Source organism: Negativibacillus massiliensis (assembly GCF_900148495.1).
GTDB lineage: Bacteria > Bacillota > Clostridia > Oscillospirales > Ruminococcaceae > Negativibacillus > Negativibacillus massiliensis.
The window spans coordinates 1,114,370-1,135,729 of sequence record NZ_FTRU01000008.1; the positions used below are offsets into that span (position 1 = coordinate 1,114,370).

A 21,360-nucleotide genomic window follows, 5' to 3' on the forward strand; every position below is an offset into this window, starting at 1 on the left:
GTTATGATATCCCGGTTCTAACATGATTTATTGTTATGTACTCGTGGTATACCAACATATCCCATAGTAAAATTTTACTGATAACTATGTGATTTATTAAATTTTATTTCTTGTTCTGAATGTATTCATCGATGGAAGCAGCAGCTGTTTTACCTGCACCCATAGCGAGAATTACGGTAGCAGCGCCTGTTACAGCGTCACCGCCAGCGTAAACGCCTTCACGGGTGGTAGCCATGTTCTCATCAGCGATCAGACAACCATGTTTGTTTGCTTCCAGACCTTTGGTTGTGGTTCTGATCAGTGGGTTTGGAGAAGTACCCAGAGACATGATAACAGTATCAACTGGGATCTCGTAGTTGGAACCTTCAACTGGGATTGGACGACGACGACCGGAAGCGTCTGGCTCGCCCAGTTCCATCTTGATGCACTCGATTGCTCTAACGTTGCCGTTTTCGTCGCCGAGGATCTTAACTGGGTTGGTCTGAAGAACGAACTCGATGCCTTCTTCTTTTGCATGATGAACTTCTTCTTTACGAGCTGGCAGCTCAGCTTCAGAACGTCTGTAGATGATGTATACGTGCTCAGCACCCAGTCTCATAGCGCTTCTTGCAGCGTCCATTGCAACGTTACCGCCGCCAACAACTGCTACGGATTTGCCTTTGCGGATTGGGGTGTCGTATTCATCCAGATATGCTTTCATGAGGTTGATTCTGGTGAGGAATTCGTTTGCGGAAGAAACGCCAACGAGGTCTTCGCCTTCGATACCCATGAACATTGGCAGACCAGCACCGGAACCTACGAATACAGCTTCAAAGCCCATATCGTTTACCAGCTCATCGATAGAGAGAACTTTACCGATAACCATGTTGGTCATAACTTTTACGCCCATTTTTTCCAGGCCTTCAACTTCCTTCTGTACAATTGCTTTTGGAAGTCTGAATTCAGGAATACCATAAACCAGAACGCCGCCTGCTTTGTGGAAAGCTTCGAAGATGGTTACATCGTAGCCTTTCTTAGCAAGGTCGCCAGCACAGGTCAGACCTGCAGGGCCTGCACCGATAACAGCAACTTTGTGACCGTTGGAAACTGGTTTTTCGATCTCATGTTTGCCATTCTTCATATCCCAATCAGCAGCAAATCTTTCCAGACGGCCGATTGCAACTGGCTCACCTTTGATGCCGCGTACACATTTTGCTTCACACTGTGTTTCCTGTGGGCAAACACGTCCGCAAACTGCTGGCAGAGCGCTTGTTTCTTTGATTGCAGAGCAAGCATCAGCAAATTTGCCCTGAGCAATCAGGCTGATGAATTTTGGAATCTGTACGTTTACTGGGCAGCCGCTTACACATGGCATGTGTTTGCAGTTGAGGCAGCGCTGTGCTTCCTCGATTGCCATTTCTTCGGTATATCCGTAAGAAACTTCTTCAAAGTTTCTAGCTCTTACTTTTGGGTCCTGCTCCGGCATAGGGAGTTTTGTCATACACATATTAGGCATTGTGAGCACCTCTCAGTCTGCAATGTTCGCTGTCATGTTGTTCCTGTGCTTTGTTTGTGCTGTTACGTTTCATCAGCTCATCAAAGTTAACCAGGTGACCATCAAAGTCTGGGCCATCAACACATGCAAATTTGATTTCGCCGCCAACGTTAACACGGCAGCCGCCGCACATGCCAGTACCATCGATCATGATTGGGTTGAGGGATACGATGGTCTTGATTGCTTTTGGTCTGGTTACTTCAGAAACAAACTTCATCATTGGAACTGGACCGATTGCGATAACTGCATCGTACTCTCTGCCTTCATCGATCAGCTGCTGAAGTTTAACGGTTACAAAACCTTTTTCTCCGTATGTGCCGTCATCGGTCATAACGTAGAGGTTGTCTGCAACTGCGCGCATTTCGTCCTCAATGATAACGATATCTTTGGAACGGAAACCAGCGATCATATCAACATGAGCGCCCATAGCATGCAGTGCTTTTGCCTGTGGGTATGCGATTGCACAACCTACACCACCGCCGATTACGCAGACATTTTTGAGTCCTTCCAGATGGGTTGGGATTCCCAGAGGACCAACAACGTCCTGCAGGTATTCGCCTGCTTCCATAGCGCCAAGCATTTTGGTAGAACGACCAACCATCTGAACAATCAGAGTGATGGTACCTTTTTCTCTGTCATAATCTGCAACGGTCAGAGGAACGCGCTCGCCCTGTTCGTCGATGCGGAAGATAATAAACTGACCTGGGAGAACTTTTTTAGCAATAAACGGAGCTTCTACTTCTACGAGAACAACTGCTTCGTTTAACAGCTTTTTGTTTACGATTTTATACACTTGCAATCTCACCTCTCGAAAAATTTAGACCTATGCCAAACAGATGCTGTCCGTCCTTCTTCCCAAACTTCGGACAGTCCCTGTTCTGTTCATTGATCGTGCATTCCAAAGCATTCTTTTTCAATCAAACTGCTTTGTCCCCACTGAATAGTTTACCGTTATCTCGTTAATTTGTCAACGATAATATTATACAAAACGTTAAAAATTACACAAATTCTTTTTTCATAAGTTGTCTACCCACATTTTCATTTTGTTTTCTGCAAAAACTCTTTCCTGACTTTTTATGTTATATGTTATAATATCCTTATCTATTCTTTCCGGAAAGGGACTTATTTATCATGAAAGAACTTTATTCTAAAATATACCATAATCTTCAAAAAATTGATTTTGAATCAATCTGGCACGGTTTTTCTCCCTGCGAGTTTGCTTTGTATGATGAGCACAAGGTTTATTTTTTCGATCGAACTCAGCCAGTTGATAACCGCTTTCTTGGCAATACTTCTATTTTCTATGATGGAAAGCCGCTTGCAATCTGGAAGGTAACAAATCCAATGCTTCAGGACCCCATCCTGTTAACGGCAAAAATTGTGCATGAGATGTTTCATTCTTTCCAGAAGGAACAGCACGAAGAAAGATTTCCAGATGATCTTATGATGCTTTCTTATCCAGACGATGCCGTTATTCATACGATACGGCAAGAGGAAAATAAACTGCTTGCCTCGATATTTCTCGAAAGCGATACCAGCAAAAAGGAAGCGATTCTCCAAAGCTTTATCCAGTTGCGAAAATATCGGGCAGAGAAAGAGACCAATATCATCAAGCAAGAGTTTTTGTCAGAAACAATTGAAGGAATGGCAGAATATGCCGGCTGTATGGCTTTAAAACAGCTCTCCCCTGACCATTATCGCCAGGTCATTCAAAACAACATCAACATCTTGGCAGAACCTGCCCCTTTCTTCTTTGATATTCGAAAAATGAGTTACTATACCGGTTCTATGCTCTGCCTTGCCCTTTCGGAGACAGACACTTCCTTCTACCACGAAATTGGGAAGCAAAGCCTTTCTCTTTTTGAACTGATTTCGAAGGAAGTCCCTCCCAAATACACTTCTATTCAGCCCTCCCCTATCTTGATCAGAATGCTGGAAGAAAGTCATCGTCAAAAGGAGGAAATCCTTTCTTCTTTTTTACATACCAATCCCAACTATACCTCTATGCAGACATCCATCTGCGGCTATGATCCCATGAATATGTGGAAACTGGATGACTATCTTTTCTGCTCTCATTTCGTCCTTCTCGAGTGTGATTCCGGGACAGAAAAGTTTTTAAAAGGTCCCGTTGCACTTTTGGTTTCAGATAGTTGCAACCATCAAATTAAAGGTTATTTTCAGAGACAATGATATGAAAAAAGGTCCGGAAAATTTCCGGACCTTTTTTGTTACATAATTTCAATTCGATAGGTTGCGCTGTACATACCGTCTTCGGTTGTTGCTTTTACAGTAGAGAATCCCGACTCAATTCCAGTAAAGACTCCCCGATTGTCAACCGAACCATACAGGCTTCCGCGGGTTACACTCCAGGTAACATCCTGTCCTGTTGCATTGGACGGAGAGAACACAACCTCCAGCTGAATGCTCTTGCCGGCATCCACATAGTTGCGGCTGGAACGGATTTTAATGGAAGTAGTCGGAACAAATCCCGAGCTGGACTCCAGTCCGCTGTTCTCTTGGTAGATGTTTTCATTCGTGCTTGTATTGGAAGTAGAAGTTGAACTGGACACAGATCTGCTGCTTCCGCCGGTAACATTTACCTCAATGCTTCCGCCCTGATCTCCTGCTACCACAGTGATTCGGCAGGTTCCTGCTCCAACTGCAGTTACAACACCGTTCTTATCGATGGTTGCAACATATTTATCGCTGGTGGTGTATTTCTTCTGCACCGAGGTATCACCAGTAATTCGGATTCCCAGTTCCTTTTCGTCTCCAACCTTCATGTCGAGCTTCTTGTCTTCCGGATCGGTAAAGGTAATATATTTTACCGTTCCGGTTTTGTTTCCATCCGAAACGACTGTTTCACTGACCGGACCGGATGGTCTGGAAGAAGTGTTGCTGGAGGAACTGCTGGAACTGCTGCTCGAAGAAGAACTGCTGGACGAACTTGTGGAAGTATTCTTGCTGCTTCCTGTAACGGTTACATCGATGCTTCCGCCCTGATCTCCCGCTACTACGGTAATTCGGCAGGTTCCTGCTCCAACGGCAGTTACAACACCATCTTTATCGATGGTCGCAACATTTTTATCGCTGGTGGTATACTTTCTCTGTACCGAGCTGTCTCCACTGATCTTGATTCCCAGTTTCTTCTCATCTCCGGCTTTCATGTTGAGCTTCTTGTTTTCTGGATCAGTGAAAATAATATATTTTACTGTTCCGGTGGTATTTCCTTCCACAACAACAGTCTCGCTGACCGGAGTGGATGGTTTGCTTTCCGAAGAGCTGGAAGAAGAACTACTGGACGTGCTGGAACTGCTGGAAAAACTTTCTGTACTGCTGGAGCTGGAAGAAGAGCTTCCCGAAGTTCCGCCTTCTACTGCGCAAGATGGACCGTTCGACGCATTCAAAGTGCTTCCTGTGCTCTGAGTGCCGGTTCTTCCTGCATACTCAGCGCCAGCACTTTCCAGATAGCTTTCTACTGCGTCAGCAACTGCCTGTCCTACTTTTTCCTGATAGGAATCTTGTTTCATCTTGTCGTAATCACTGCTGTTTGTCAGGAAGCCAACCTCGCTGAGGATGCTGACAAACTGCGGATCGCGGTTTACATAGAAAACGTCATATTTTGCGCCGCGGTCGTTGGTCGAAAGTCCCTTGGATGTTGCACTGGACATCTTTGCCGCAAGTGTCTTAGAGAACGGATAGAAATAATAGCATTCCGAACCGTAAGCGCTCTTATTGGTTTCTGAAGAGTTGGTGTGGATACACAGATACAAAGAAGAATCAAAGTTCTTTGCCTGTGCTAGACGGCTGTCCAGAGAGGTTGTTGTCTCGTAAGTTTGCAGCAGATTTACCTCTGCACCCTTTGCTTCCAATGCAGAAGCAATCTCTTTGGAAAGTTCCCAGTTAATCTTTTTCTCTGGCCAGTTTGGATCGATATCGTCCGCTACACCAGGGTCGGAACCGCCGTGTCCCGGGTCAACCGTGATGCGGGCACCCTTGATGCCGGTTGGATTGTTAAAGCGCAGAACGATATTTCCATTTTCATGGTAACCCTTATAACCGAGGAAACCGTTGTCATCCAACAGTTCCAGTTCCAAGGTGGAATCATTCCAGGTTGCGCTGGAGAACAGCGGGTTTTTACTCAGCTGCAAATCTCCCGGTGTGCTGGTGGTGTTCTGGAACTCAAACTTGATCTTACCGGTCGAATAATCCGGCAGATAGGAAACCGGATAGTCCGATTTGAGGATCACATAGGTAAACTCACTGTTTGCCTTTACGGTCATATCAGTAATTTTATTATTCTTGATCGAAACTCCACTGGTAACAGCTTCCACATCATCGCAGTAAACACGTCTGCCGGATGCAAGCTTATAATAGTAACGATAGGTGCTTCCATCCTTGATGCTTACCTTGTCACCGACCACATAATCCATTGTTCCATAAGGCATTGGATAACATTTTGTATCCGGATAGATGGTATTTTTATTTACCGGGAAGGTCAGTGCCTGTTCCGAAACCACCTGAACCAAGGTTCCGTCACTGATCTTTTTGGTACTGGAGGTAGAAAGCTGTGGTTTCTGGTAGTTCAGGACTGTAGCATCACTGCTTCCGTAAGAACCATTATTGGAGGAGCTACTGGAAGAACTCGAGGAATTGCTGGAAGAACTGCTCGAGGAACTTCCTCCCTGATACAGGATTTTTGCACCGGTCAGAGAATTGGTCTCTCCATTCTTGGATGCAGTTACGGTAATATTTCCCATATTGGAGGAAGCAGTAAGATTGGATACACGATATTCGCCTACATACTTACTGCATCCGTATACACCGGAATTCTGGCTTGTTTCTTCCAATGCGATCATCTGTCCGTTGACCGTTGCAGTAACATCTGCACCCGGTACCGCAATTGCGACAATCTCAATGGTATCTCCATCCGCTACGCTTCTGGTTCCCACTGGGTCCATATCGATCAGGACATTTCCGCTCGCATACTGGTCAGCACGCTCACTGTATGTACCAGACTGAACATTATTCTCTGTTTCTGCATCAGCATTTGCTTGCGCAGTCAAAACATCCTGGGTTTCTTCTGTATCACTGCTTTGGGTCTGTTCTGCAGCGTCTGCTTCTTTTTGTACCTGCGCTGTCTGAAGCTCCTGTTGCTCTGTCTGTTCTGACTCAGAGGTATTGCCAGATTCTGCCCATGCTTCTTTCAGATAATAGGTAGTGTAGTTTGGATCTCTGAGCAAGGTTTCCAGCGAATTAAATACACTGCCGGAAAAAGCCGATTCCTCTGATGCAATCTTCCACTGATTGGCAAGTTCATCGTTTGCACCCCAACCATTTTCCCAGACACCTGCTTTGGAGGATGCATGACCCATATAAGCGGTCATGCCACACTGGGTAAACAGATCGTTCCACCAGTCAGCCACTGTCTGGAATGGAACAGAATCACTGGAGATCGCTCCATAATTTTTAACTACAACAAAATCACAGATTCCCTCTTCAATCATCGCTTTGGTATCTGCGTGATGTGCTCCCAGAGAAGTCTGGGTATAGTTTAAGGAGATACCGTCCTCCCGTTCCTGTGTTGTTGCCCAAACCGGATTAACTGCCAGACCTACTGGAAGAGAAGCATTTGTTTGGCGAATGGTCTCTACCGCATTTTCAACCAGAATCTGAGTATTCTGGGTCATATAAGTATCCAGGCTGACATTCTCTCCTGAACGGGTAAATTCATCGTAGCTGTTTTCTGTTTCCGGATTAAGATATCCTTCTAACAGAATACCATCCAGCTTTGTTTCGGATGCAAGCTCTGCGATCTGCTTTGCACTCTGATCGAGAGTTTCTGCATTGACAGAACGCATATACTGCATGCTGCCATCCCCTGCAACAAAAGAAAGGTCATATATGCCATAAAGCTGCATACCTGCTTCATGAACAGCATCGGAAAGACTTCCCAACACATCAAAGGAAACCATTGGGCAGGAAGAATTCCAGAGAGTACCGTACGCATTTTCCAGATTGACAAACAAGGTGTCCAACCCCATCTCGGAAGCGGACTGTACCATATCCTCAATTTCCTGGACTGCCTGTTCCTCATTGACTTCCACAGTAACAGTTTGTGTCTGCGCGTTCTGTGCTTCTCCAGACAAACGCTGTTCTGCGGCTTCAATTGCTCCGGAAAGCTCGGTCAAAAACTCTCTTCCCGGCTCAATCTGTGCACCCTTCATATCCTGTGGAAGAGAAAAGCTGGATGCCGCAGCATCCGCAGTCATCAGTTTTGCTTCTGCTACCTGCGCCTGCTGTTCTTCTTCCTGCTCCTGTTTGATTTCGGTCATCGCCTGTGCGACTTTCTGCTCTTTTTGCTGCTGTGCCACTGTTTGTCTGAAGATAACAACTGCAAAGATCGCGATAATCGTGATTACTGCCATCACACCTGCTAAAGGTCCGATGATTGATTTTTCTTTACTGTTTCTTGTCACAGTTTCCGGCCTCCTGTCTACGTCCTTGGTTGTTTTTCGTCCTTTCGGCCGTTACAAAACATCTTTAAGGTTTTCAAGCTCCTGCTTTACGTCCGATTTTACATCCGACTGCGGTTTAAATACCGAGTCATAACGGAACAGCGAGAATCCCTGGTAATGCTCCTCTTCCCTTGCTGTTTCAACCATGCGTGCCAGAAGGTCATCGTTGTTTGCCCACTCCCATTTGCCGTTTCCTGCAAAGGTGTCTTCCAGTCCGATTTTATACGGAGCCAGACCAACATAGAGTTTGACATCATTCTGAATCAGATCATTCCATGCTTCTACCGTTTCTTCATAAGGACATGCGCTGTTCTGGAATCCAAAATAAATCTGTGGACAAATATAATCGATGTATCCGTCCTCAGTCAGCCACTCTTTTACATCGATGAACTGGTTGTTATAGTTGTTGTCCATATTTCCCTGTGGGCTGATTCCAAATACGATGTCCTCGTCTTCTGCCTTAATCACAGAGTATACCTTGCGAATCAGACTGTTGACGTTTTCTCTTCTCCACTGTGCCAGGCTGAGTTTTCCGCCATTTTTCTGATAAGCCTGATAGTCTTTTGCATCGAATGCAGTATCGGTGGTTGGATAGAAATAATCATCAAAATGGATTCCGTCCACATCATAGTTCTCTACGATTTCCTGTACGCCGTCTGCAATCAGTTTCTGCGCTTCTTCACTTGCAGGATTATAGGAGGTTGCTCCGTTATATTTGATCGCATCCCCTGTTTTGAGCATTGCATGGACCGGGTTTTCTGCGCTCAGTTCCTGATTGGTCGCACTGTTGCGCACTCTGTAAGGATTTACCCAAGCTTCCAGTCTCAAGCCCTTCTTATGAGCCTGTTCCACCATGATTTCCAGTGGATCAAAGCCTGGATCTTTTCCCTCTGTTCCTGCTGCAAGATAGGACCATGGGAAAATATCCGATTCGTACAATGCATCCCCAAACGGTCTTACCTGCGCAATTACAGTATTTAAGCCCAAAGCCTTGATGTTATCAAAAGCTTCACTGATATTTTTGGTAAACTGCTCTTCTCCCACGCTCTTATCGCCGGTGGTCAGCAGCATTGGTTTTAAATCAAGATAAGAAAGCCAGATTGCCTTTACTTCTTCCGGATCTTCCTTTTTCACTTCAGAGGAAGTACGGCTGTTTCCAAGATTTTTTACAGTAACTGGTGTTAACAGATCACCCGATGCAGATGGGTTTTCCATCACATAACCTTCCTGGGGGTCCTTTGCATTGTCCACGACCCAAAGCTGTGGCTGAGCCTCTGCCGAGGTCTCATCCTTCTGTGTGGTGCATCCAACAGCCGAAAAAGCCAGCACCAGCGCCATTGCCAGCGCTAAAGTTTTTCCATAATGTACCATGTATTCATCTCTCCTAACCATATTTTCATCGACATGGTTTTCCTTACAAGCAGTATATGCCGTCTGCAAGATTTTCCATTCGCCAATCGAGTGTCATTCCTAAAAATGTCATAAAAATAATCAAAACTATTCATGATTTATGATATCACAATTTTTAAAAAATGACAAATTGTTTCAAAACAATTTCCAAAATGTTTTCATTTTCCGTAACTTGTCGTACAAAAAAGAAGGCCGTAACATTTTATACAAAAAAATATTACTATTTGATATAGTGTCGTTTGATTGAAAAAATCATGCATCTTTTTTCTTTTGCGGGCAGAAAAAAAGAGAGGGCGTTTGCCCTCTCTTTTTATGCAGAATGCCTTAAAATTATTCGGTTGGCTGCGGATCGGAAGATTCCTGTTTTCCATCACCCGGCTGAGGCAAAGCCTCTGTTTCATTACCGGATTCTGTTTCTTCCTTTTCCTCTGCTGGCTTTTCTTCAGGATCTTTTGGTGTGGTTGTTGCTGCAGACTGTGCTTTTACCGTAATTTTGTAGGTAACTGGTGCACTTTCATTTCCTGCTGCATCCACTGTTTTCAGAACCACAGTATGTGTACCTTCTGCCAAGGTCAGTTTTGGGGTATCGCCGGATAAAGTCTTAAAGGTTTGTTCTTTGTCGATCTTTACCTGTACACTGACCGGACTTTCTCCAGCTGCTGCCTTTGTATAACCTACAGTAAAGGTTGTATTTGGTTTTGCCTGATATTCTCCTTTTTGTGTCTGTGCGTTATAAACAGAAACTGCTTTGTCACCATTTTTTAAGGATGGAGCTGCTGGTTTGGTCACATCGATACGATTGATTGCAACATCTTTGGAGATAGCATTTCCTGCAGTATCGCTTGCCATAATGGTGTAGGTTCCATTTTCTGTTGCGGTAAAGCTGTATCCGTTTCCTTCAGTCAATGAAACCTGTTTACCGTTATGGATTACCTGTACCGAAGCCACACTGCTGTTTTCATCGGTTACCGAGAAGGTAACAACCTGTTTTTGCTGCCAGCTGTCGTTTTTGCTGGTAACCTGAATAGATGGAGCTGTCTTATCGATGCCGGTAACACTTGCTGTTACTGTGGAAGCGTTTCCTGCGTTATCAGATGCACCGATAACATAATTGCCGTTTTCACTGACAGTTGCCTGATATGCGCTTCCCTGTGTCTGAGCCGGAGCACCTGCAAAAGTAACGCCTGCTATACCGCTGGATGCATCTTTGTTTCCATCCGCTGCATCGGTTACAGTCCAGGTAATAGTTGCGGTCTTGAGGTCTGCGCTGTAAGTGATGTTTGGCTGAGCAATAACCGGAGCGGTCTTATCCAGTTCTGTTACATTCACTGTTACAGAAGCTGTCTTTCCTGCCTGATTCTTTACCGTAATGACATAGCTTCCGTTTTCACTTGCTGTAAACAGATAGCTGCCATCTGCCTGCAGAACTGCTGCAGTGCCGTTTTGATCGGTAACCGAAACAATTGGGGTACCGCCATTATCACTGACAGTCAGTTTGACAGATGCACTGCCATTTGCTGCGGAAACTGTACCGGCAGAGATGGAAGGCTGGATATTTCCTTTAACCTCATCCACATAGACAGTTGCAGTCGCCTGATTTCCCTGTTTATCTTTTGCTGTCAGGGTATAAGTTCCATTTTCTGTAGCAGTCAGGGTGTAATTGTTGCCGCTGCCGCTGATTGTTCCCTTATCGGAGGTCAGAGTCACTTCAGAAGCTGCATTATCCGAATCAGAAACGACGATCGGTACACTGACCTGAGTTGCAGTATCGTTTGCTTTGTGTTCCCCTACCTGAACGGTTGGAGGAGTCGTTTTTTCTGCGATGCCGCTGACAGTCAGATCCACGCTGACACCCATGCCGTCCTTTGTTGCAACAATAACAGTGTAAACACCATTTTCTGTTGCGGTGAAGGTGTATTTACCTGCGCCGGCCGGCTGGATAGATGCACCGCTCTTATTTACCTGTGCGGATGCAATCTCTGCTCCATGAGTATCAACCGAAATAGTTGTGGTTGCATTGGTGTGATTGCTGCTGACCAGATTTGTTGCGTCTGCTGAAATGGTTGGCTGCTGTTTGAGAACGACATTGACTTTCTGTGTCAACTCGTTGCCCACTTTGTCCACTGCCCTGATGGTATGCTCGCCTGCGGTTAAACCGCTCTTCTGATACAGATAGGTGTTGCCATTGTTGGAAGTGCGGTATACCTGCTCGCTATCCACATAAACAGCATTCAGGGTTTCGTCTGTTACATTAAATTCCAAATTGCCGTTATCGTTCTTCGTTACTGCGATTGTCGGTTTGGTACTGTCAATGTTTTCAACCTTAACCGTTCTATTTACTGTCTTTACAACGCTATTACCGTTCATGATGGATGCTGTTACGGTATAGGTGCCGTTTTCGTTAACAGAAACGGAATAACTGTTGCTTATTCCCTGTACTGTATTTGCCGGGCTTAACTCTTTGTTTGTCGGGCTCTGAACACTGACTCTCAAGGACTGACCTGTTATCAGGTTTGCATCTACATTAAAGCTGATGACCTTGCTGGTTGTCAAAGTATTCTGATTCGATACCGTTGGTTCCGAAATGGTAACCGTCTGCTCTGCCGGAGAAGTGGTCTGAGACTTGATCATCACGTTTTCGGTCTGGCTGAGATTTCCTGCACCATCCATTGCAGTGATCTTATAATTTACATCTTGTTCTGCGGTAAAGGTAAAGGTTCCATTTTTCTGATCGCTTACAACCATCTGTTTGGTCTGGTCATTTTCTGGAACTGCTGTTACTGTTACACCGGAAGATTCATCCGAAGCCTTGATAGTAACGGTGGTATCCTGTGTGGTGATATCACTCAGTACTGGAGCGATGGTATCCAGATAATAGGTGATCTGTTTGGTAGACTCCTTACCTGCTGCATCTTTTGCTGTAATGGTATAGGTATTTTTGCCTTCCACACTGGTCTTGAAGCTGTAGGTACCATCTGCATTCTGAGTCAGTGGAACACTTGGTGTTACTGTGACAGACTGGACTGTGACATTGTCTGTTGCCTTAAAGAGTACCTCTGTCGGTTCCTTCTGCCAGCTATCCTGTTTTATCGAAGTTGTCAGAATCTCAATAACTGGTGCGGTAGTATCCGGCTGAGATGGTGTGGTCATATCAAACGAGGATTCTGCACGGTTGCCTGCTTTATCGGTAACAACGATAGTATATCTGCCATTTGCCGGAGCATTAAAGGTATAGGTGCCATTGCTGTAACCCGGTGTATAGTAGATATTGCTGCTGTTTTTCACCTGTACCGAAGCAATGCCGGACAGATTATCCGATACCTTGAAAGTGAGGGTACCGTTAGTATTGTTGACCTCGGAAATAATCGGGAGAGTCTTGTCAATACGTACGGTATAGATGCTGGTTGCACTGCTGTCTCCGCCGCTTCCACGGGTGAAGAAGTAGTAATCCTTCTGACCCTCTTCGCTGACAGTCAGTGTTCCGTTGCGCAGCTCTCTGCGATTGGTCCACTGAGAAGAGGTTCCGCCTGCCGGACGTTCATAGGAATATGCGGTGCGGTTTGTACTGTAACCGGTCAGGGTAAATACAACGTTCTGATTGGTCCAGCTGCTGTTTGGATAGCTGCCGCCGTACTGGTAATTCATATAGACCGTCGGTGCCGAAATGCTGTCACCGTAAACATCCACGCGGAAGGTTGTCTTGGAATCTTTATATCCTCTGCGGGAGGAAGTAACGGTAATATATGCACTTCCTGGATTTACCGCTTCCACAATCAGGGTATCATCGCTGCGAGTGCTTACTTTTGCAACGTTAGTATTGCTGCTGGAAGCTTTGATCGAGGTACCGTTTGTATTAACATTGATAATGCGTTCTCGACCATTGCTCATGATCTGGTTATCAATGCGATTGATGGTTACATAATCATCGTCACTGGAAGTATCCCGTACTGTAACCTTAAAAGTTGTGCTCTTGGAGGTACGTCCAGAACGGGAAGCTGTTACCTTAACGGTTGTGGTTCCTGGTTTTTTTGCACGGATTTTCAGCTGGAAGCCATCTGCAGTGACATCCGCTACACTGGTATTGGAATTGGATACACTGATTCTGCTGGCATCGGTATTGACGCTGACATAACGTGTTGTGCCTTCATCCATATACTGATTGGAAATGCCCGACAGATGGATGCTGGAAGAACCGTTATCCTTTACAATAATGTTAAAGGAGATCGTGCTGCTTGCGTAACCGGAACGGGAAGAGGTAACCTTAATCGTTGCTTTGCCCGGTTTGAGTCCTGTCATGGTGATATGGCTCTTGGAGGTACTGTAGGTAACCTTTGCAACACTCGAGTTGCTGGTTGTTACCTTCAGCGAGCTGCCGTTGTGGTCGATACCTACGACCTTGGTGTCACCGATATCCAGATACTGGTCGTTGATGTCATACAGTGTTACCTTCTTATCCTCGCTGCTCGAGCCGGAATCCGAACCGCCCGAGGAAGTGCGCTTGGAAGGGGTTGCATAACCTCTGCCAGTTTCAATATACAATGGTTTTGCATCGTAATAAACGCCGTCACTGTAACAATACAGACGATTGATCTGTCCATAACCATACAGTTCGGTCGGCGCATAAGTGTAAGCATAGTTTATGATTGTATCACTGTCATAGACAACGTCACAATCTGTAACAGTTTTGAGCTTGTTGAGCTTCAGGTTTTTTATGGTCAGTGTCGTTCCTTTTGAACCGTTCACTGTCACATTGACAAAGCCCTTGCTTTGAGAGTACAATCCGCCCTCTTCCAGAACAGTATCGGTTTTGATGTTTACATTGTCCAGGGAGGTATCGCGGGATGCAAATACGCGGGAGGTTCCTTTTTTATTTTCTACTGTCAAAGCTCCTGCATGAACATCATACAGTTTTACCCAATCCGAACCGCTGTTTACATAGATGGTTCCCTGTACATCAACGTTCTTCAAAGTAACAGTATCGGAAGGGACTTTGATATAAAGGTCACCGGTAAAGGTCTTGTTGCTGATGGTTACATCACCAACATCAATATAACCGTTCTTGTAAATTTTCGATTCGCTGTAAGTGCCTTTTTTACTGAATCTTGCGCTGCTGTACGATTTGTTCGCCACTGGAGTTGGGGTCGGTGTTGTAGAAGTTGGCTGTGCAATCAGATTTGCTTCTTCTTTTGCTACTGGCTGTTCGCCAACCGGTTCATATACCACGTTGCTCACCTTTTCAGGCTGGACAACGCTCTCCGGAGTCAGCACCGATGTGGTAACAGTGCTCTGCGCAGAACTGCCCTGATTCTGAAATACATTTGAGCTGTCTACAAACTGATCTTTCTGAGAGGTGCTTGCACTTGCGGTATCTTTATTTTCTGTTGTTGCAGAAGAGTCTGTTGTTTCCGGTTCTTCCACCACTTCTTCTGTCTGTTCGGTGTCCTCAATATCCGGATCAACATCCGCTTCCACTTCGGAATCGTCCATCAGGTCTGCGCCCAGATTGTCTTCATCCGGTTCTGGTGCTTCCAGTTCAATTTCCTGATTAGAAGCTTCCTCCTGTCTTGGACGAAACAGATCACATCCAGTCAAAGTGCTTGACGCAAGCAGAAGAGCCAACGCCAATGCAATTGTTTTTGAAAATGCTTTATCATACTTTTTCGGTCCCATAAAAACGCTCCTTCCTTTCTAAAATATCAGAGCTTCTCCTCTTTGCCTAAAGTAATTTCTCCTTTACCAATAAGACGTTTCAAAGGCCTGTTTTGTTACATCCTTTTACAAAGCTTTACCATTCATTCACAGTTTTGTTTTAAAATTCCGACCTTTTTGCCATCTTTTGGTCCTTCTGTCATATAGGTGTCCTACAATCGAAAAATTATTGCATTCAAAAACAAAAATTTACACAAAAAGCCCTCTGACTTTTTTGGGACAGAGAGCTTTTTTCTTTTACAGGGGGTTTCCTGTTTATCTCTCGATCCAGAAAACTTCCTTTTTACCAAGATATTCTGTTTTATCAAAGGTAAGCTGCACCACCCACGGCATCCAGCTTTTAATTCTCATAAAATCGTCCATTCCAAAGGAAGGATCAAAATAGTTAAGAAGAAGGCTGATTGCGGTTCCATGCCCTGCAACTGCTATCGTCTTTCCTTCATATTTTTTCAGCAGTACCTCAAGGGCCTGAACCACCCTTTGCTGTACCTGCTGCAAACTCTCACCTTCGGGCAAGGCGTAAGAAAAATCCTCCCACTGCCGTTTGCAGTATCCGTTAAAATCCTCCACCCAACACCCGATCTTGCGTTCTCTGAAATCTTCTTCTAAAAGAATCGGCAGATTTAGCAATTCTGCAAGCGGTCGGATCGTTTCCTTTGCTCTTGGATAGGGACTGGATACAATCATATCAATCGGCTCATGGTGCAAAAAGGAAGCCATCTTTTTGCTGTCTTCCCTGCCCTGCTTTGTCAGCAGCGCATTTTCCGGGTCTGCATGAACATCGCTGTAATCGGGTTGTGCGTGCCGAACCAGATAAATGGTAGTCATCCTGTCCCCTCCCTAATTACAGTTCTCCTAAGGAAGCTGCCTTTAGATAAGCATTGATAAACTGGTCGATATCGCCATCCATCACTGCTCCGATATTGCCGCTTTCACAGTTAGTGCGGTGATCCTTGACCAACGTATACGGCATAAAGACGTAAGAACGAATCTGGGAACCCCAGCCGATCTGCTGCTGTTCTCCCTTAATATCCTCAATCTTTTTCAGATGTTCCTTTTCTTTAATCTGTGCAAGCTTTGCCTTGAGCATCTTCATTGCAACCTCTCGGTTTTGATGCTGGCTTCGCTCATTCTGACAAGCAACTACGACGCCGGTTGGAATATGGGTGATACGAATTGCGGACTCCGTCTTATTGACATGCTGACCACCTGCACCACCCGAACGATAGGTATCCACCTTCAAATCTGCAGGATTGATCTCGATATCGTAATCATCATCGATCTCCGGCATAACCTCCAAAGATGCAAAAGAAGTCTGTCTGCGTCCGGAAGCATCAAACGGGGAGATTCGAACCAGTCGATGAACACCGTGCTCCGATTTCAAAAAGCCATAGGCATTGGTTCCGGTAATCAGGATGGATGCACTCTTGATACCTGCTTCTTCTCCTGCCAGATAGTCCAGCACCTTTACCTTAAAGTGATGGCGCTCACTCCAACGGGCATACATGCGGTAAAGCATCTGAACCCAGTCCTGTGCCTCAGTGCCGCCAGCTCCTGCATGGAAGGTCAGAATTGCATTATTTGCATCAAATTCGCCGGAAAGCAGCGCAGACAACTTTTCTTCCTCAATCTTATCCACGATATCCCGGATATTCTTCTTGATATCCTGCAAAAAAGCTTCCTGTTCCTCTTCGTTTGCAAATTCCTCTTCTTCTGCAAGCTCCAGCATGGTCTGAGCATCCTCATACATTGTAACCAACTCATCATAGGAGCCAATCTTTTCATTTACCAGCTTCTGTTGCTTTAATACCTGTTTTGTATTTTCAACATCATTCCAAAAATCAGGTTTTGCAGCTTGTTCGTCCAATTCTCTCTTTTCTTTCAGCAAATTTTCGTATCCCAAAGCTTCTTTCAGGTACTCAATCTTTGGCTGCTGTGCCTGCAATTCCTGTTTTAAATCTTCGATTTGAAGCATCATGCTTCCTCCTGTTACAAAATTTATAAAAGCTCTCATAGAAAACCAGATGATCTCTTTCTTTTCATTATAGTGGAATTGATAAAAAATGTAAAGACTGCACCCAGTTGTTCCCTATCTTTAAATAAAGGGTAAATCTTGCCTTCAGGTTATGGATTTTTTTCGCGTTATATAGTATCATTATGATATCGCATAATTCAGAAAGGTTGATATGAGAATGAACTATAAAGGTGTTTCCTGTCCTGTCTGCGGTCAGGAATTCAAAGAGGGCGATGACATCGTTGTTTGTCCGGAGTGTGGTGCTCCGCATCATCGTTCCTGTTATAAACAGCTTGGTCATTGCGCTTTGCAGCAGGAGCTTCACGAAAAGGGAATGGAATGGAAAAATCCCAATGAAAAAAAAGCCCCTTCCAATGCCGGTATCCAGCCTGACGAAAACGGCAACATCATCTGTCCAAACTGCGGACTGTTCTGCAAGGAAGAAGATGTTTTCTGCCCAAACTGCCGCTTCCCGCTAAAGGAACAGCCGCAGCATCATGGTCGTCCTGTTGTGGAAAATCCTTTTGAAGGACAGCCGCAAAACTCCATGGGACTAAACAGCATGTTTGAAGCCATTTACGAAGACGACCAGATCGAGGGCATTCCTGCTAAAGACTTTGTTTTTCTGGTCCATCAAAACTACGCTTATTTCCTGCGCGTCTTTAAGATTTTTTCTCAGCGTGCTAAAGCCAAAGTCTTTAACTGGGCAGCATTCATCTTTAATTTCGCCTATTTCTTCTACCGCAAAATGTATAAGATCGGCGCAATCTTGTTCGGTTTCTATATCCTTTCCAATATCCCATCGGTAATTCTTTCTTACCACATGGTAAAACAGACACTGGCTGACCCGATGCTGATGTCCTCCTTCCAGTTTGACCTTACCGGTCTGGAATGGCTGGTCATCCTCTCCCAGATTTTGATGTACGTTCGATTCGGCGTTGCAATTTACTGCGGCTTTACCGCAAACCGTCATTACTATAAACACTGTCGCAAAAAGATTCAGGATCTGCATTCTGCTTCCGGTAATTCTAGCGACAACGTTTATTACCAGACACTCTCCTCCATTGGCGGTGCAAGCCCTGTCAGTGCAATTTTGATTGTGGCATGTGTCATTGCACTGATGTTGATTTCCAGCATTATTATCGTTTTAACCTTATAAGATCTACCAAAAACACCCCTTGCTTATCAGAAAAATTCTGCTGAGCATCGGGTGTTTTTCTCTTTATCCTACAATTACTCTAAATTTATCGGATAAAACGCACTGCCTCTTTGTCCATTCCTCCAAAGAAGGAAAAATGGCGCATATTTCCTTGACAAACTGCTTTTTTCTGATATAATAATTTTGTTGTCGCGAAACTGCGGCAAACCTTGCCCTGCATAACCGGCAGGGCCTTAAGTCCAAAAGGAGGTGCTTTTACAATGGCAAAGCTTAACGAAAATTATGAGACAATCATGATCTTCAACACCAAAAACGGTGATGATGCAGTCAAAGCTCTGGTTGAAAAATTCACAGCTCTGATTGAAAAACACGGCACACTGGAAACAGTAGAAGAATGGGGTAAACGCAGACTGGCATACCCAATCGAAGACGAAGTAGAAGGTTACTACGTATTCGCTACCTTCAACTGCGCTCCTGAGTTCCCAGCAGAACTTGACCGTAACTACAAAATTACCGACGGCGTTCTTCGCTCCCTGATTGTTAAGAAAGACAACTAGGAGGATTTATTATGCTGAACCGTGTAATCCTTATGGGAAGACTTACTGCAGACCCTGAACTGAGAAAAACAGCATCAGACCTTTCGGTAACTTCCTTCACGCTTGCAGTAGACAGAAACTACGGCAAGGGCGCGGACCGTCAGACAGACTTCATCAACTGTGTTGCATGGCGTCAGACTGCGGAATTTATCAGCAGATATTTTTCCAAAGGCAGATTGATGGCTGTGGAAGGTTCTCTGCAGGTTCGCAATTATGTGGACAAGAATGAGAACAAACGACAGGCAGTAGAAGTTTTGGTTGACCAGGCATTCTTTGCTGACAGCAAAAACTCCGCTCCTTCCTCTTCCGCTGTGGACGATTTTGGTCCGCCACCACCGCCTTCCCGCTCCTATGGGTCGTCAGCTGCTCCGGCGGCAACTTCTTTCCAGCAAAATGCTCCTGCAGCAAGCTTTGGATATTCCAGCGGTAGTGCAGAGGATTTTGAAGAAGTCAGTGAAGATGAAGAAGATCTTCCATTCTAAACCGATACGGTCTTTGTAATTACAAACTTTAAATTTTAAGGAGGTTAAGTTCCATGGAAAAAGAAAGAACTGAAAGAAACGACAGACGCAACAGAAAAAGCAGAAAAAAAGTTTGTGCGTTCTGCATGGATAAAATCGAAAACATCGACTACAAAGATGTTCCAAGACTGAAAAGATATCTGTCTGACAGAGCTAAGATCATTCCACGCCGTGTAACCGGTACTTGCGCTCGTCATCAGAGACAGCTGACTGTAGCTGTTAAACGTGCTCGTCACGTTGCTTTCCTGCCATACGTAGGAGACTAATCAACAAACAAACACCTGCAAGCTTAAATGTTTGCAGGTGTTTTCTTTTATCCTGTTTTCCGAAAGGAAGGTCTTTATGTTACACTACGCTCCAATACTCCCCCAGGATTATCCTGTTCTGACCCAAATCATGACAGCTGCCTTTGATGAGGACACATGCCTGCATACTTCCCTCCTGCATGACGGTCCTGCCGGATACAATGACGGAACTCTGATTCGAAAGTTAAATGAAAATCCTGATTTTATCTCAGAAAAAGTATTGCTAGATGACAAAATCATCGGTGCTTACACCATCTCGCATAAGCCAGAGCAAAACATTCTGGAACTTCTCTTTCTTGACCCCGATTGTGGAAACCAGGGACTTGGCACACAAATCTGGAATCATATCGAAGAACATTTCTCCAACTGTTCCCGTTGGGTTTTGGAAACACCGAGCTATTCTACCCGAAATCATCATTTCTACACCAAAAAATGCGGCTTTCACTTTGTATGCGAAAAACAATATCCCGATGCCACTTCCTTTATCTTTGAAAAAGAAAGAAAATCTGTTCTGGATTTCCAAGATATGATGAAGATGCAGACAGAACTTTGGGAAAAGCATAAGGACAAATGGCCACCCATGCAGCCTGAACATGGAAAAGACTTTATCCTGTGGATGATAGAGGAGATCGGCGAAGTAATCTCCATTATCAAAAAGAAGAGCATCCATGATATCATGGACGATCCTGCCATCCACAGCCATTTTGTGGAGGAATTGAGCGATATCCTCATGTATTACATGGACACTCTGCTTCGTTATCAGATCACCCCGGAAGAAATCTCCAAAGCTTACCAGGAAAAGCATGAGCGCAATATGGGAAGAAATTACGCGGAAGAATACAAAAAACTCCGCTAACTCTTTTCTTTTTCATATACTTCTTCCGTCAGCTTCAGTACCTTTCCCGCAACATCGATTAATTCTACCAGTTTTAGTTTGTGGGAAGCCTTCTCTGCTGACAACTCTTCTGGTAAAGCGGGCAAATCACCTTCCAGATTTTCGTGGGCAAATTGATTCCTAATCTTTCGGCTAGCATCCAGTATCTCTGCAATTTCCCTATACTGCTCATAAAACTTCGGCTTATCTATTCCAAGAATCGCATAGAGATAGGAGTATAACTTTGGTTCTCCTCTGGACTTTCTCTGTGTCAGGATTGATTCTTCCTGAAACCATTCTGAAAGATATTTTAATGTCTTTTCCAAGAAAGAATAGAGCAGAATCACCAGATGTGCGCGGCTGATGCTTGCAGCCCACTCCCACTGATCGCTTTCCCCTTCCAGCCCAATCAACAGCTCGGTTTTGGTAAAGGGAGCAAGCCAGGGAAATTCCGTCTCTGGCTTTGCTCTAGTCTGGATGAGTTCCTGATTTGCCCGTTCCTTTTCCTGATTGACCGCCTGTGCAATCAAAAAGCAATAGTCATTTAATGCGCGCAGTTCATCCGCAAATTCTGCAAAAGGATAATAATCACTTTCATATAGTTGGTAGCAGGTCTCCTTCACTGGAACAAATTTCCCCTGTTCGTCGAACAAAAATCCAAACGCGCTGCTGTGCTCCAAACCCTCAAAGAAATAATCCATACTCATTTTCCTTTCCTAA

Annotated in this window: 14 protein-coding genes; 6 read left to right on the plus strand and 8 right to left on the minus strand. The window is 44.7% G+C overall.

What is annotated here, in order from left to right:
* Positions 1-103: 103 nt before the first annotated feature.
* Entirely contained in the window at positions 104-1,495 is a 1,392-nt protein-coding gene (gene gltA, locus BQ5375_RS11195; RefSeq protein ID WP_076917942.1) for an NADPH-dependent glutamate synthase, read from the minus strand.
* Positions 1,488-2,327, minus strand: coding sequence for a sulfide/dihydroorotate dehydrogenase-like FAD/NAD-binding protein (locus BQ5375_RS11200; RefSeq protein WP_076917943.1), 840 nt, complete (start codon positions 2,325-2,327; stop codon positions 1,488-1,490). Before BQ5375_RS11200 ends, gltA begins: the two co-directional genes overlap by 8 nt.
* Before the next feature lie 338 nt (positions 2,328-2,665).
* Between BQ5375_RS11200 and BQ5375_RS11205 the strand changes: the two genes are divergently transcribed.
* A complete protein-coding gene (locus tag BQ5375_RS11205; protein WP_022132485.1) occupies positions 2,666-3,724 on the plus strand; it encodes a hypothetical protein in 1,059 nt (352 codons plus the stop codon).
* Between the two features lie 38 nt (positions 3,725-3,762).
* Here the strand turns inward: BQ5375_RS11205 and BQ5375_RS11210 are convergent, their stop codons facing one another.
* The 5 genes from BQ5375_RS11210 to prfB form a co-directional block, all read right to left on the minus strand.
* On the minus strand, positions 3,763-8,013 hold the full coding sequence (locus BQ5375_RS11210; RefSeq protein WP_076917944.1) for an N-acetylmuramoyl-L-alanine amidase: 4,251 nt from the start codon (positions 8,011-8,013) through the stop codon (positions 3,763-3,765).
* Positions 8,014-8,064: 51 nt separating this feature from the next.
* A complete protein-coding gene (locus tag BQ5375_RS11215) occupies positions 8,065-9,423 on the minus strand; it encodes a glycoside hydrolase family 10-like protein (protein WP_022132481.1) in 1,359 nt (452 codons plus the stop codon).
* Positions 9,424-9,792: 369 nt separating this feature from the next.
* Complete coding sequence (locus BQ5375_RS11220; RefSeq protein WP_022132480.1) at positions 9,793-15,132, minus strand: pilus assembly protein N-terminal domain-containing protein; 5,340 nt, start codon at positions 15,130-15,132, stop codon at positions 9,793-9,795.
* A gap of 294 nt (positions 15,133-15,426) precedes the next feature.
* Positions 15,427-15,999 carry a histidine phosphatase family protein gene (locus tag BQ5375_RS11225; RefSeq protein WP_022132479.1) on the minus strand — a complete coding sequence of 191 codons (573 nt, stop codon included), beginning with the start codon at positions 15,997-15,999 and terminating at the stop codon, positions 15,427-15,429.
* Between the two features lie 16 nt (positions 16,000-16,015).
* Complete coding sequence (gene prfB, locus BQ5375_RS11230; protein WP_022132478.1) at positions 16,016-17,146, minus strand: peptide chain release factor 2; 1,131 nt, start codon at positions 17,144-17,146, stop codon at positions 16,016-16,018.
* 217 nt (positions 17,147-17,363) lie between these two features.
* On the opposite strand from prfB, the gene BQ5375_RS11235 reads away from it, so the two are divergent.
* The 5 genes from BQ5375_RS11235 to BQ5375_RS14150 all read left to right on the plus strand — a co-directional run bounded on the left by BQ5375_RS11235 (position 17,364) and on the right by BQ5375_RS14150 (position 20,622).
* Positions 17,364-18,344 carry an RING finger protein gene (locus tag BQ5375_RS11235; protein ID WP_159438038.1) on the plus strand — a complete coding sequence of 327 codons (981 nt, stop codon included), beginning with the start codon at positions 17,364-17,366 and terminating at the stop codon, positions 18,342-18,344.
* A 260-nt stretch (positions 18,345-18,604) separates the two neighbouring features.
* Entirely contained in the window at positions 18,605-18,901 is a 297-nt protein-coding gene (rpsF, locus tag BQ5375_RS11240; protein ID WP_022132476.1) for a 30S ribosomal protein S6, read from the plus strand.
* An 11-nt stretch (positions 18,902-18,912) separates the two neighbouring features.
* Positions 18,913-19,422, plus strand: a complete 510-nt coding sequence (locus BQ5375_RS11245) for a single-stranded DNA-binding protein (RefSeq protein ID WP_022132475.1) — start codon at positions 18,913-18,915, stop codon at positions 19,420-19,422.
* A gap of 53 nt (positions 19,423-19,475) precedes the next feature.
* Positions 19,476-19,727, plus strand: coding sequence for a 30S ribosomal protein S18 (gene rpsR, locus BQ5375_RS11250; protein ID WP_022132474.1), 252 nt, complete (start codon positions 19,476-19,478; stop codon positions 19,725-19,727).
* A 76-nt stretch (positions 19,728-19,803) separates the two neighbouring features.
* Positions 19,804-20,622 carry a GNAT family N-acetyltransferase gene (locus BQ5375_RS14150; protein WP_083687611.1) on the plus strand — a complete coding sequence of 273 codons (819 nt, stop codon included), beginning with the start codon at positions 19,804-19,806 and terminating at the stop codon, positions 20,620-20,622.
* Here BQ5375_RS14150 and BQ5375_RS11265 read toward each other — a convergent pair.
* Positions 20,619-21,347, minus strand: coding sequence for a hypothetical protein (locus tag BQ5375_RS11265; protein WP_143529478.1), 729 nt, complete (start codon positions 21,345-21,347; stop codon positions 20,619-20,621). The two genes, BQ5375_RS14150 and BQ5375_RS11265, sit on opposite strands and share 4 nt — an antisense overlap.
* Positions 21,348-21,360: the final 13 nt, after the last annotated feature.

What these genes read in the sequence shown, in the direction of transcription:
- BQ5375_RS11225 (WP_022132479.1), bottom strand. Translation starts at nt 15,999, where the DNA reads ATGACTACCATTTATCTGGTTCGGCACGCACAACCCGATTACAGCGAT.
- prfB (WP_022132478.1), bottom strand. Translation starts at nt 17,146, where the DNA reads ATGCTTCAAATCGAAGATTTAAAACAGGAATTGCAGGCACAGCAGCCA.
- BQ5375_RS11215 (WP_022132481.1), bottom strand. Translation starts at nt 9,423, where the DNA reads ATGGTACATTATGGAAAAACTTTAGCGCTGGCAATGGCGCTGGTGCTG.
- BQ5375_RS11205 (WP_022132485.1), top strand. Translation starts at nt 2,666, where the DNA reads ATGAAAGAACTTTATTCTAAAATATACCATAATCTTCAAAAAATTGAT.
- BQ5375_RS14150 (WP_083687611.1), top strand. Translation starts at nt 19,804, where the DNA reads ATGTTACACTACGCTCCAATACTCCCCCAGGATTATCCTGTTCTGACC.
- rpsF (WP_022132476.1), top strand. Translation starts at nt 18,605, where the DNA reads ATGGCAAAGCTTAACGAAAATTATGAGACAATCATGATCTTCAACACC.
- gltA (WP_076917942.1), bottom strand. Translation starts at nt 1,495, where the DNA reads ATGCCTAATATGTGTATGACAAAACTCCCTATGCCGGAGCAGGACCCA.
- BQ5375_RS11235 (WP_159438038.1), top strand. Translation starts at nt 17,364, where the DNA reads ATGAACTATAAAGGTGTTTCCTGTCCTGTCTGCGGTCAGGAATTCAAA.
- BQ5375_RS11265 (WP_143529478.1), bottom strand. Translation starts at nt 21,347, where the DNA reads ATGAGTATGGATTATTTCTTTGAGGGTTTGGAGCACAGCAGCGCGTTT.
- rpsR (WP_022132474.1), top strand. Translation starts at nt 19,476, where the DNA reads ATGGAAAAAGAAAGAACTGAAAGAAACGACAGACGCAACAGAAAAAGC.
- BQ5375_RS11245 (WP_022132475.1), top strand. Translation starts at nt 18,913, where the DNA reads ATGCTGAACCGTGTAATCCTTATGGGAAGACTTACTGCAGACCCTGAA.
- BQ5375_RS11220 (WP_022132480.1), bottom strand. Translation starts at nt 15,132, where the DNA reads ATGGGACCGAAAAAGTATGATAAAGCATTTTCAAAAACAATTGCATTG.